Origin of the sequence: Halobacillus sp. A1 (assembly GCF_024189295.1) — a bacterium.
Lineage (GTDB): Bacteria > Bacillota > Bacilli > Bacillales > Halobacillaceae > Halobacillus_A.
The window spans coordinates 1-13,064 of sequence record NZ_JAIZEN010000012.1 but is presented as its reverse complement, the minus strand read 5'-3'; the positions used below and the strand labels follow the sequence as shown (position 1 = coordinate 13,064).

Here is a 13,064-nt window from a genome sequence, read left to right as displayed (position 1 = left end):
TATTAGATTATTTTTACAATTAAGTCAATATTTATTTTAACAATTTTTTTGATAAAGGGTGAATGCCTGCGCTTTGGACGACTAAAGAAAGCAGCACCGCGGCAAACGTTAACGAGATGATGACGTCAGCCTTGTCCCCGGCCTGGGTCGCCAGACTTAAAATCAAGAAGACGGACATGGAACCCTTTAACCCGGACCAGCTGAGAATGAGCGATTCCTGCCAGCTGATTTCTTTTCGCCACATCGGGAAAAGCTGGATCGTTCCTGCAATGATGACAAACCTCACCAATAAAGAAGCGATGAAAATCAATACAGCCAGTCCCCAGTAATCGAAGGAAAGATGGTTGGCCGCCTCGATTCCTATCAGCAAAAATAATAAGGAAAGGATTGAAATTTCCACGATGCCCCAGAAGCTGTCCAGCGATTCCCGGAAATGATCTTCCTTAATGGTGCGTCCGAATTCAAAAGAAAGCATAATGCCGGCAAAAACCGTCGCCAATACACCTGAGAGATGAATAGATTCGGCCAGGTTGAATATTCCGTAGGCGACGACGATACTGAGCATCACCTGGTATTCCCGGTGGTGGGTGAAATGAATCGCCTTACTGAACATCCATCCGAACAGCAGTCCGATGGCAATTCCTCCGAGAGATACTAATAAAAATTCACCGAAAAAACTGCTGATGGAAAAGGATTCATTCGTAAGGAACATGCCGGTGACGACTGAAAAAATTACTATGCTTGTTCCGTCGTTGATCAAAGACTCTCCCTCTACGACATCGGCCATTTTTTCATCTCCGGTAGATTGCTTGAGAATCGACGCCACCGAGACCGGATCCGTCGGTGTCAGCATGGCCGCAATTACTAGAGCCCCAATAAATGATAGGGAAATGAACGGGCTGCTGAGCGCATAAATGACCGCTCCTAATAGGAGAACGGTTAACATGATGCCGGCTGTAGCGAGAAACCCAATGATTCCTCCATTCTTTTTCAATGCTGAAGGGGGAAAACGGTAAGCTGAAGTAAATAGAAGAGCCGGCAGAAAGATGTGGTAGATCAAGTTCTCCGTCACTTCAATGGATGAAAAGTATGGAATGAAAAATAGTCCGATGCCGATTAAGGCCAAAATCGGCGGCACGGGAATATCTTCTTTTTTCTTATCCAGCGTGAATATGATGTATCCGATAAATAATAAGAGAATAATAGGGGTCGTGTGCATCTCGTAAACTCCTTTCCCGGCTGGTGTAAAAAGGGTGTTTTTCCAGTTCGGTGGGATTTGTTGGTGTATACCATCTTTTATACAGGTGTTAAACATCGTGTGAGTAATAGACTCAATTGCCTACTAAGATTTGGTTGGGTTGAGGGAGGAGAAGCGGCTCTCTGGTGAGGTTTTTGTGATAAAATTAAAGTCAGATTAGAAAAGGTCTGGGGTTTTGAATATTTTACTATTTGTTTTCATCATTATAATTGCTTCCATTTTGCAAACGAGTACAGGGTTCGGTTTCTCGATTCTAGCTACGCCTTTCCTGTTGCTGCTGTTTGAACCGAGAGAAGCCATTCAAATCAATTTGCTGCTATCATTGGTTATTTCATTCTCGTTATTACGCAAGATTCAGAATGATGTAGATTTCGGCGTGGTCAAACGCTTTGTCATCGGGAGTTTAGTCGGATTGCCTATAGGGATGGCTGTTTTTCTGTGGCTGGATATCGGCCGACTGAAACTGGGTGTAAGTATTACCATTATCACTTTAACCCTTTTGCTTATACTGAATGTCCGCATCCTGCAAACGAAGAGACGAGATGGGTTAACGGGTGGACTATCCGGCATAATGACGACGAGTATCGGGATGCCGGGACCGCCATTGCTACTTTATTTTTCAGGTACGGATACGCAAAAAGAAACATTACGGGCGACTACCCTTGCATTCTATTTATTCATTTATGCGTGCAGTTTGATTATCCAGGTCGTTTTTGCGGGCACGAACTCAACTGTTTGGAAGTCGAGCTTCCTTGCTCTGCCGCTCGTTTTTCTTGGAATGTATGCAGGGCAGCGTTTGTTTCACTGGGTAAATCCTGGATTATTTCGAGTGTTCACTTATCTCATCTTGTTGTTTACCGGTTTATATTTGCTCATGGAAAATTGAAAGTCTTTGGTCTGACAAACGGAAGGAGCATTTAATGAAAAAAGGAAAAAGTATATACATAAGAATGTTCCAGCCAGCTGATGCCCGTGCTCTGCTTGCTTTACAAGAGGAAAACAGGACCTTTTTTGAAAGGGCTTCCATGCCGCGCAAGGATGAATTTTATACGATGGACAGGCAGTTGGAAAAGGTTCAGGAGTATGAAGAGCGAAGCAGAGAGGATCAGGAGTATAATTTTGGTATTTTTACTAAAGAAAGCAATAGACTCGTCGGCACGATCAACTTATTTCAAGTCATGCGCGGGGCTTTGCAGAGTGCCTTCGTCGGTTATTTCCTGGATGAAAAGCACAATGGGAGGGGGTTCACGACGGAAGCTGTTAAGCTGATTGTGGACTATGCCTTTGCGGAGCTGCAGCTGCACCGAATTGAAGCGGGCGTCATGCCTCATAATTCGGGTTCGATGCGTGTGCTTGAAAAAGCGGGCTTTCATAAGGAAGGGTTGGCCCGCAAAAATGTGAAAATCAATGGCCGGTGGGAAGATCACCAAGTGTTGGCGATCATCAACCCTGAGGATTGATGGTCGTTTTTTAATAGATTCATGGAGTCGGGCGGGAAGCAGGGGTATGTACAGATAGTAGAATTTATAAATAAACCCTATCAATATTGTATGACTTAGTGAATTTGAATTTGTTGTGATGGTCGTGGAGGTCAAATGGAATCCCACGACTCTATTCAAAGAAAGAAAGGGCTTTTTTATATTGCATTTTTCTGAAAAATAGCATACACTTGTATTAGGAAATCAGGTCATCTGATGACCTGACTTATAGATGGGTAAAATAGTTAAAGAGGAGGCGTCATCGTTATGTTATTGCTTGTTGCGTTCAGTGCCATTATCACCCCTTTCATTTTTCTTGTGCTGTTAAGGATGTCCGCTAAGATAGGAATGTTCTTCAGTGCGTTGATCGTCCTTGCTCTGGCGTTTTTTGTGTGGGGGGTCGACGGACGGGTCATTGCTGCCTCGGTACTTGAAGGCACACATAAGACGTTGACGATCCTCTTTATTTTATTCGGTGCGATTGTCGTATTGAACACGCTTCGGCGCACGGGAGCTGTGGACCGGATCAATCAAGGCTTCCGCAGTATTTCTACAGATATGAGGGTCCAGGTCGTCATCGTCGCTTTTCTGTTCGGTTCTTTGATTGAAGGGGCTTCCGGATTCGGCACCCCGGCCGCGGTCACGGGTCCGCTGATGGTCGCGCTTGGTTTTACGCCGATGGCAGCGGCGGCTCTTGCGTTGATTGCGGACAGTTCAGCCGTATCTTATGGAGCTGTCGGTACGCCGATCCAGGTCGGTTTAAGCAATCTGCCTGATGCCGGACTTTCTTTGTATAAAGAAATCGGGGCTCAGGTCGCTTTCCTCGATCTTTTTGCCGGGACGTTCATTCCCTTCGTTTTGGTCGTCATTTTAACGATATTTTTTGGGAAGAAAAAAGGGTGGAAGGATGCTTTTCAGCTGTTTCCGTGGGCGTTCTTCGTCGGCATTACCTACACGTCTTCCGCCTTGCTGTATGCGACGTTGTTCGGTCATGAATTCGTTGCGATTTTAGCATCGCTTACCGGACTTATAGTGGCAACGACTACGGCTAAAAAAGGGTTCCTTTTGCCGAAGGAAGAGTGGAAGGATGCACTTGATGAGAACATGAAGCCTAGCGGTGACGCGCCTTCTATGTCTTTATTGACCGCATGGTCCCCTTACTTGATCATTGTCGTCTTGCTGCTCGTGACGCGCATCGTCCCTTTTATAAAGGAAGCGGCTCTCACGTGGGTCGATTGGACGTGGACGGATATCCTTGGAGTCGAAGGGATTACCTCAGACTGGGAAGTTCTATATTCTCCGGGAGCTGTGCTCGTGGCAGCTGCCCTGCTTGCGGTCGTCATCCAAAGAAAGCCGTTTCGTCACTTTGTGGAAGCGTCTAAGGAATCTTTTTCTTCTATGAAAGATGCAGCGCTTGCGCTCATTGCTACGCTTGCGCTTGTTCAAGTATTTACAAACTCTGGAATGAATGCTCAGGATCTCGTCAGTATGCCGCAGTACATTGCGCAGACGCTGGCCGGAAGTTTTGGTCCGATGTGGATATTGGTGGCTCCGTTTCTCGGGGAGCTTGGCTCGTTCATTACCGGGAGCGCGACGGTCTCGTCGTTAACGTTCGCTCCGATCCAGTACAACATCGCTCAGGAGACAGGACTGGATACGAATACGGTGCTTTCTCTGCAGGTCATCGGAGCGTCCGCGGGGAACATGATCTGTGTGCACAACGTAGTAGCGGCTGGTGCAGTTGTAGGCCTGTCTGGCAGAGAAGGCGATATTATCCGCAAAACGCTGGGGCCCGCGTTGTTGTATGGAGCGCTAGCTGGACTCGTAGGGCTTGTGTTCACTTTGTTTATATAGGATTTCAGGCTGTTCTGGAGGAGGCAGCCTGATTTTTTTCTAATTGGATTAGCCACCTTGTTTTTTCCAATCGAAAGACATACAATTGTGTTAAGCAGGTCATCTGATGACCTTATTTAGATAGGCAGGAGTGAAGGACAAATGGATTTTAAACCAGTGCGTGCGAAAAAGATTTATGAACAGGTAGCGGATGTTCTGCTGGAATCATTGAAAAATGGAGAGCTGAAACCAGGCGATAAGCTCGACAGTGTGGAGCATCTGGCAAAGAGTTTCAACGTCGGCCGATCAGCGATTCGTGAGGCGTTAAGCGCACTGAGGGCGATGGGCATTCTGGAAATGCGCCAGGGGGAAGGGACGTATGTTAAGGCTTTTGATGTCAGCCGTTTTTCGCTTCCGGTGTCGGTCGCCTTTTTGATGAAGCGTGAGGATGTTAAGGATTTACTTGAGGTTCGCCATATTCTTGAAGTAGGCGCGGCGGCTTCGGCGGCTGTTCATCATCGTGAGGAAGACCTTGAGGCGCTCGAAGCGGCGCTGTCTGCGATGGAAAAAGCCAAAGGAGACGGAGAGCTTGGCGAGCAGGCGGATCTCGATTTTCATGTGGCGTTAGTTCACGCGACTCATAACGCGATGCTGATTCATCTGATGCAAAGCGTTTCAGAAATTATGGTGCAGGCGATGCGGGAAACGCGCAAGCTTCTTCATACGAAAGAGGGGACTGAGCGGCTGCTTGAAGAGCACCGGCAGATTTTTACAGCAATCGCCGAACGAGATGAGATGAAGGCGCGCCAGATGATGTACGAGCACTTGCGGAATGTGGAGCAGTCACTGGTCGATTATTTGGACATTTAATTTGAAAAAGGGTATTCTCCGCTTTTTCATGGACCAGCTGTTCTTATCAGCTTATAAAGTGTAACTATTTTCCAACAGAAGACGTCTAATTAAGTGAAGGCGATTATAAATGGGATGGAGGACATTCTATGAAACGGAAAAGCTTGCTGCTGCTAAGCGTGCTGCTAATTGGAATCGCCGGGTGCGGAACGCAGGACCAGGATCCGCCGGTCGACTCCGATACGAATGAAGAAGTAGACAATGATGGTACCGCCACGAATGAAGAAGAGGACAAAGACGAAACAACTACGAACGAAGAAGAAAATGATGAGATAACCAATGAAGAAGCAGACGAGGAAGGCACAGCCGAACCGAAGCATGTAGATATGATGGCTAATGATGAGCGCATAATCAGCATGCTGAAGGAATCGGGCTTCATTTCCGAGGATGCCACCCCTGAAGAAATTGAACAGGCCCTAAACGAGTATGTGAAGGAAAAGGCGGAAGGTCATGATTTTAATGAAAAGGATTCTAAAGCCTACCTGGAAGAATTGAAAAAAGAGATCGAACAGGATATAAACAGTGAAAGCTGAACGTGCGGACTTAGGACTCTCCTAAGTCTTTTTTTATGGCTGCTATGAAGTTTTCTGCCGAAGCAGAAGCCTTGATGTCGACTTTTATCCATGTCCCGGCTCCTCTCGTAAAACATTGTAAAAATAACAAGAAACAATAAGTCCAACGTCATATTCTTTTTTTTCAGAAAATAACATATAGTAAAGACGTTGTGAAAATATACATAAATTGGGAGAGTGAGAGCTTGGGAGCAAATCGGGTAATGTCCATGGCCATGATAGCGTCTTTATGTTTAGGGTTATTTGCAGCACCAGCAACGAGCAGTGTAGAAGCGGCAAGTACGGTTTCAACAAAAAAAGAAGCGAAGGAGGAGCATTCCCACGGTCAAGGACCTTTTGACTTAGCGATAGCTAATGAAGAGCGATTGATTGACATGCTGAAGAAACGCGGGGACATACCTGAAGATGCCTCGGCTAAAGAAGCAGAAAAAGCGGTCGATGAATTTCTGGACAGCAAAGCGGAAGGCCTTAAAGAGATGGAAGACAACGGAGAGCTTCATAAAGAAGAACTGGAGCTTGAAAGCGACGTAAAAGAAAAGCTGAAAAAAGAAAATGAAGGGAAGGCCAACGATCAAGCGAAGAAAAAGGGCGGAAAGAAAAACCTCGATCCTGTCGTTGAGGAAGAGTATAACGGAGAAGTTCGCTCCGATGATGTGCTTGTCATCTTAATGGAATTTTCCGACTTCCCTAAAAACAGCATCGAGCCTGGAGAAACGGATATGTATTATGAAGATTACGTGAAAGAACATTATGAAGACTTGATTTTCGGCGAGGACGGGTATGAAGGACCTAACGGAGAAAATCTAGTATCGATGAAGCAATTCTATGAACAACAGACAAACGGAGCGTATACGGTGGACGGGCAGGTTGCCGGGTGGTATGAGGCCTCGGAGCCTGCCGCTTATTACGGGGGAAATAATCCCCAGCCCGACGGCAATGATAAGGACCCCCGCTCGCTTGTCAAAGAAGCGTTAGCCGCAGCTGCAAAAGACCCTGACGTAAATCTGGCTGACTATGACAAAGAAGACCGTTACGACCTTGATGGCGATGGGGACTATCATGAGCCGGATGGACTGGTGGACCATTTAATGGTTGTGCACTCAGCGGTCGGTGAAGAAGCAGGCGGTGGTCAGTTAGGCGGCGATGCCATTTGGTCTCATCGCTGGAACCTAGGATCGATTTTCCCTATTCCTGGATCGCCGGAACCGGAAGTGGATTACTGGGGTGAAGGTTCAATGTACGCCTATGATTATACGATTGAACCCGCTGACGGAGCAGCCGGTGTGTTCGCTCACGAATATGCCCATGACCTCGGACTTCCCGATGAGTACGATACCCAGTATACAGGAGCAGGTGAAGCGGTCGGCTACTGGTCGCTTATGTCGAGCGGCAGCTGGGCGGGAGATATTCCAGGCACCGAGCCGACTGGTTTCAGCGCCTGGTCGAAAGAGTTCCTGCAAGCGAAGCATGACGGAAACTGGTTGAAGTACGATGAAGTCGATATAGATGAAATTGACAGCAAGGGGATGGACGTGTATCTCGATCAGGCCAACACGAAAGGTACCAACCTGGATGCCCTGAGGGTCAATCTTCCGAATAAAGAAACGAGAATAAATACCCCGTATAGCGGAGAGTATGAATATTTCAGCGGAAGTGATGATGAGCTCGATAACTCAGCAGTATTCGATGCCGACTTGTCTAACGCCACAGCCGGCGAACTGACGTTCAAAGCCTGGTATGACATCGAAACCGACTGGGATTACGGATCGGTTAAAGTGAGTGAGGATGGCGAGAAATGGACGTCCATTCCAGGTAATATTACGACCGATACGAATCCAAATGAACAGAACCCGGGTCACGGCATTACTGGGAAATCGGATGGCTGGGTTGATGCGGTGTTTGATTTGAGCAGTTATGCAGGCAAGGATATTCAAGTGAAAGTCAACTACTGGACAGATGTAGCCGCCATCCATCCAGGATTATATGTGGATGAAATCCGCGTCACCGCCCAGGAAGGAAAAGAAACGTATGAAGATGGAGAATTCACCGCTGAACAAAAAGGGGAGCGGGTGTACGTTTATAAAAACGGCAAGCAAATTTACCGCACGAATGGAAATGGTGACAACGGCAAACTGAAAGCTCTTGCTGATGTCGACGGGGAAGCCGTCACCGTAGTCGAGCATTATAAGAAAGGAAATATGATCTTACTGGATGCCGATCCGAAAAAAGAGATTTCCGCTAAGCAAGCAGGCTCCTATTTTGATAAAAATCAGGAATCTATCAAAGAAGGAAACTATGAAGCGAAATATGATAAAGGCAGCAACCGGGTCTCTGTTTTCTATCACGGCATGCAGCTGTTCCGCACGAATGGGAACGGAGATAACGGAACACTCCATGGATTATTCATTATGAATGACGAGCCATATGTCCTCGTCAAGCACCATAAAAAAGGCATGATGATTCTTAAAGACGGAGATCCAAAAAAACCGATTTCCGCTGATCTAGCCGGTACGCTGCAGCTTGAAGGCAGCGTGACGGAAGGAGAAGAATTTGAGCTCCTATTTGATGATGCAGAAGGCGAGCCGAAAGTGACACTCGATGGATTCACGAAGAGCGATGGAGTGAAAATATCCGAACATTACTATCTGCTGGAATGGAGAAATCATCAGGGAGTGGATGAAGGATTAGGCAACATCCGCCGCGGAAACAGTCTTATGGCTTACGACCCCGGTCTTGTCATCTGGTACGCCGATAATAAGTACACGGACAACTGGACAGGTATCCACCCAGGAGAAGGGTTCCTCGGAGTTGTAGATTCCGATCAGCAGGAATTATTCTGGAGTGACGACTCAGTCGCACAGACACGCTACCAGATCCACGATGCTGCATTCAGTCTCAGGAAAGACGAGAAACTGTTTGTCGATTATCGGGATATTACCGGGCTGACCTTGAAGGATAAAAACAGAAAGCCGGTCAAAGTTTTCGATGACAGCCTCAGCTACTTGAACGAAGCGATTCCGGACGCCGGACGTAACGTACCTGAGTATGGATTAAAGATCAAAGTGACAGGGGAAGCGTCTGATCGTTCTGTCGGAAGAGTTTCTCTTACAAAAGATGAATAAATAGGAAAAGGAGCACTCCATAGGTGCTCCTTTTTTGATCGCTTAGCGTCTGGATTCTATCGCTTCTAATAACCCTTCATCCTCATGAATCATAAACCTGCTGATCTTTCCTTCTTCGTTAACATTCACTCTGCCGGAAACGTCAGCGGACTTTTCTTCTCTGCCCTCTTTTTTGTAATCGACGGTGACCGTGAAGTCATAAGCTTCTTCACCGCTTGAACTTTCCTTGTAATCCACACGATCGACTTGCAGCTGATAGTCATTGTAATAAGCTGCTAATCCATAGCTGAACGCCTGGCTGCCAATATATTCACTATACGCATGTTCGGTGAAATAAGCCGAATACTCCTCTTCAAGATACACATCCAGCTCTGTGGGGGAGTCTGGCTGTTCCGCGGCATCATCGCCCTCTTCTCCAATAATAGTGTTATTTTCCGGAGATTCTATTAATTCCACAAGTTCCTCATCCGCAGTTGAAAAATGTTTAGTTAAAAAAGCTTCGAGAGTCTCGCCATTCTTATCTTCTGCACCTGAAGGGGAGGTAGAAGAAGCACAGGCGGTGGTGATTAAAAGCATGAAGAACAGAGCGGCTACGCTCCATCGTCTAGAAACATGTCTGAGTCTCAAAATATCTCCTCATCTCTTTGAATAGGTTATCCCTCATGGTATGCATACGTACCAACTGGAGATTCGTTTCAAAAAGATGGGAATTACAGCAAACATACAAAAAGCCGAAAAGGAAACGGAACTCCTTTTCGGCTTAGCTTATATCCACCAATTGATTATTTAAAATAGGGGGAGCGGTGGTTTAACGCTACATCTTTAATATATCCGATCTGCGAATAAGATAAACTCTTATTTTTACGTGTGCGGCTATCTTTGTGAAATTAAAACACTTTTGGGTTGTCCGAGTCTCAAGTACTGCTGTAACGATAGAAGTCGAAACCATCATTGCAGCGTCAATGAAATCCATATGATATCAATTTGAATCTACTAGCTTTCGGATTGATTTTTTCAGGAAGAAATAATACAAATCCAACACGATCAGGCCGAAGAAGTAAGCAAGAAACGTATAGAAGACATTCCAGGGGGCGCTGTATACGACTTTATCGAAGGACAGAGCTACGATTTCCGCCCCGTTTAAAAATAATAAAAACCCTAAGTACACGATCCACCGCTTCCATTTCTTAAAATAAACCATAAATACAAACAGCAATCCGGCCGCTGGGTTATAGCCAAAGTCTATATTGACGGAATTAAAGATTAACAAATCAGTTTGAGGGTTAAGGGTCCAAAATCCCATTTCCATACCTAACTGGTTAAAGGTAATCGACATTAACGACATAAGTGGGGCCACTGTCAAAAATAAAACAGGAACCCGCCGGCAGGCCACAATAGCAATCGTCCAAGGAATAATAAAGGCAACGATTAAATTAAAAAGAATGAAGATCACCGCTTTTTTATGTATTTGTTATTACTTATTATTGGCTTAGAATTCCATTTAATAATAGGGAAAAAATGTAAAGTTAAATTTGACCATTGGAAAAGGTAATGGTTCTTACGTGTATTTTGAAATGAAGCGCAGATAAATTAAGCTATATATGGCCGCTGAGGAGAATATACGAATGAGCGTCCTGTAATCGAGGCGGGAATGATCTTAATTACGCATAAACTTTTTTATGATTATTGGAGAATTCCCTTATAGTTTATTAATTGATAAGCTTCTCTTATCTAAGCAAGAAGGAAAGGAGGCGTTTATAATGGTTAACCGTGATATGAACATTATGGTTACAAAGTATGATGAAAACTGGAATGAGCTGTACAAAAAGGAAGCACTAAAAATACGAGAAATATTCAATGGTGAACTTGTTGACATTCATCATATAGGCAGTACAGCAGTACCCCACTTAAAAGCTAAACCGATCATCGATATAATGCCAGTAGTAAATCATGTGGAAAAAGTTGATGATTTTAATGAACAAATGATTGAAATAGGCTATGAGCCGCTTGGGGAGTTGGGGATTGTAGGAAGAAGGTATTTTAGAAAAGGAGGAGAGAACAGGACACACCAAATTCATTTTTTTCAAAATGATAATAAATCTGAAATAGAACGCCATCTTGCAGTCCGTGATTACCTGAAATCTCATAGTGAAGATAGGAATGAATACGGGAATTTAAAAGAAAGGCTTGCTCAACAGTTCCCAAAAGACATCGAACGATATAGTGAGGGTAAAAATGATTTTGTGCAAGATCTGGAACGAAAAGCGATGGAGTGGAAACGTAATCATGATAGGTGATTTTTCGATTTTTGTCTTCAACAAGCAGTTGCGGTAGTTTCCACTCAACTCGAGGATCACGAAATCAATTTTCCGATAAAGGAGGCGGCAGCTGCAAAGTGGCTATCGCTTATTGCGCTAAGGGGCAGAACTGTGAAAGACTCAGTTTCGAGATAATAGACAAAATGAAACTAAATTTGGCCTGTATCGTATATGTAATAAGAAAATTTCAATAGAGGAGAAAGAGAAAGTCAATGGAATTTCTATAATGGAGGTGTTAAATCGTCTATGAGTAATGGAAACCAAAACAAACCTTTCAACGACGTTATAGCCCATAAACAGAATATTGAAGGTTACCCTAAAACTGGCCGAGGAAAATTACCACTACCAATAAAGTTAATTGGGTATTTTCTTTTCGGAGGCTTCTTCTTAATCATTTTAGTCGGGTTAGTAGGAAATATTCTTTTCAACTAAAGGGTCTATCATAAAAGATGATGTAAAGGTAGAGGTGATTCAAGTGTTGCGTTATTTTTGGTTTTTCTTATTCATGGTTGGGGGTCTTTCATTATGGCAGGTATTGTTCTTAACATTTGCCCCGCTAGATATAATGGGGATCTCCTTATTTGCGACTTTTTTCAAATGGCTGTATGAGGCGACCTGGGAAAGAAAATCAGATGGTGCTGAATCACCTTGAGATCAATACTTAAGTAATCAGGGCCAATTATGAAAAAAATCAGGTATGTGTTGTTGAAGGATGAATGGCTATGATCTGGACAATAATTGGAGTAGGACAAAAGCTGTTAATGGAATGGCGATTTGTATGAGAATACGGCGGCTTCAGAAAACGGATCGCTTTCCGCGGGCATGTGGTGAGCTTCCTCAGGCTTCGCCTTCCGGGATCTCACCGAACATGTACATCCCGCAGGAGTCTCACCGTTTTCTAAAGCCGCCATATGATTGTAAGGTACTCGAAACTACCACCAAGTTCAGAAATATTAACCAGTTATTGAAATAATTAAATATGATTGGGCATCCTTGGAGTCTCGCTATGTCATGGACTATCTTGCTTTTGTGATGATAATGGAAACATCATATACGGTGCTTGTATAAAAAATAACCGCTTTAGAGCGATAACCAAAGAGACTTTTTTGTGCAAATAAATGCTTGGAGAAACCTTAAAGTACAGCGAGTATTAAACCTAAAATACTATATACCCTCCACTTGAGTTTAACTCCCCCAGTATTACTAAGAAAGGTTTTGAAGCGATTTCGAGAAGCACATATCTAGTGAAGGGCGGCGGGGAATGGTGAAGACTCCTGTGGGAAGAGAGTGCTTGGTGAGATCCCGCAGGACGGAACGTCCGAGGAAGCTCACCGCGCTCCCACGGAAAGCGAACCATTCCCCGCCGCCCTGTTCCTCTCACCCAATGTCTCGAAAACAACCACAATGCTGCCATATGGTTGGATAACTCTCTTATGATCATCAACAACCACCTTTAACATAGACGTTCATGCTAATTTTTCGCACCATGACATATGAAAATGGTTCCCTAGCGGGTATTAGTATAGTACAGTCAGCGGCTCCTATCAAAGATCGAGAAGGCGTGATGTCACCGA

General features: G+C 44.7%; 10 protein-coding genes. 7 read left to right on the top strand and 3 right to left on the bottom strand.

Annotated features, from left to right (window positions below; genetic code table 11):
* Positions 1 to 31 precede the first annotated feature (31 nt).
* Positions 32 to 1,219 carry a cation:proton antiporter gene (locus tag LF817_RS13090; protein WP_253936270.1) on the bottom strand — a complete coding sequence of 396 codons (1,188 nt, stop codon included), beginning with the start codon at positions 1,217 to 1,219 and terminating at the stop codon, positions 32 to 34.
* A gap of 214 nt (positions 1,220 to 1,433) precedes the next feature.
* On the opposite strand from LF817_RS13090, the gene LF817_RS13085 reads away from it, so the two are divergent.
* From LF817_RS13085 to LF817_RS13060, 6 genes are all read left to right on the top strand, one after another.
* Positions 1,434 to 2,144, top strand: a complete 711-nt coding sequence (locus tag LF817_RS13085) for a sulfite exporter TauE/SafE family protein (RefSeq protein WP_253936269.1) — start codon at positions 1,434 to 1,436, stop codon at positions 2,142 to 2,144.
* Between the two features lie 34 nt (positions 2,145 to 2,178).
* Positions 2,179 to 2,718 carry a GNAT family N-acetyltransferase gene (locus tag LF817_RS13080; RefSeq protein ID WP_253936268.1) on the top strand — a complete coding sequence of 180 codons (540 nt, stop codon included), beginning with the start codon at positions 2,179 to 2,181 and terminating at the stop codon, positions 2,716 to 2,718.
* A 285-nt stretch (positions 2,719 to 3,003) separates the two neighbouring features.
* A complete protein-coding gene (locus tag LF817_RS13075; protein ID WP_253936267.1) occupies positions 3,004 to 4,590 on the top strand; it encodes an L-lactate permease in 1,587 nt (528 codons plus the stop codon).
* Positions 4,591 to 4,731: 141 nt separating this feature from the next.
* On the top strand, positions 4,732 to 5,439 hold the full coding sequence (locus tag LF817_RS13070) for a FadR/GntR family transcriptional regulator (protein WP_253936266.1): 708 nt from the start codon (positions 4,732 to 4,734) through the stop codon (positions 5,437 to 5,439).
* Positions 5,440 to 5,567: 128 nt separating this feature from the next.
* Positions 5,568 to 6,011: a hypothetical protein gene (locus LF817_RS13065; protein ID WP_253936265.1), complete on the top strand. Its 444-nt coding sequence runs from the start codon at positions 5,568 to 5,570 to the stop codon at positions 6,009 to 6,011.
* A gap of 224 nt (positions 6,012 to 6,235) precedes the next feature.
* The gene (locus tag LF817_RS13060; protein WP_253936264.1) at positions 6,236 to 9,172 is read left to right on the top strand and encodes an immune inhibitor A domain-containing protein; all 2,937 of its coding nucleotides are present in this window, start codon (positions 6,236 to 6,238) and stop codon (positions 9,170 to 9,172) included.
* A gap of 42 nt (positions 9,173 to 9,214) precedes the next feature.
* On the opposite strand, the gene LF817_RS13055 is transcribed toward LF817_RS13060, so the two are convergent.
* A complete protein-coding gene (locus LF817_RS13055; RefSeq protein WP_253936263.1) occupies positions 9,215 to 9,799 on the bottom strand; it encodes a hypothetical protein in 585 nt (194 codons plus the stop codon).
* A 352-nt stretch (positions 9,800 to 10,151) separates the two neighbouring features.
* Positions 10,152 to 10,517 (bottom strand): hypothetical protein, encoded by a 366-nt coding sequence (locus LF817_RS13050; RefSeq protein ID WP_253936262.1) that lies wholly within the window; start codon positions 10,515 to 10,517, stop codon positions 10,152 to 10,154.
* A 415-nt stretch (positions 10,518 to 10,932) separates the two neighbouring features.
* Here LF817_RS13050 and LF817_RS13045 point away from each other — a divergent pair, with 415 nt between their 5' ends.
* A complete protein-coding gene (locus tag LF817_RS13045; RefSeq protein ID WP_253936261.1) occupies positions 10,933 to 11,469 on the top strand; it encodes a GrpB family protein in 537 nt (178 codons plus the stop codon).
* Positions 11,470 to 13,064: the final 1,595 nt, after the last annotated feature.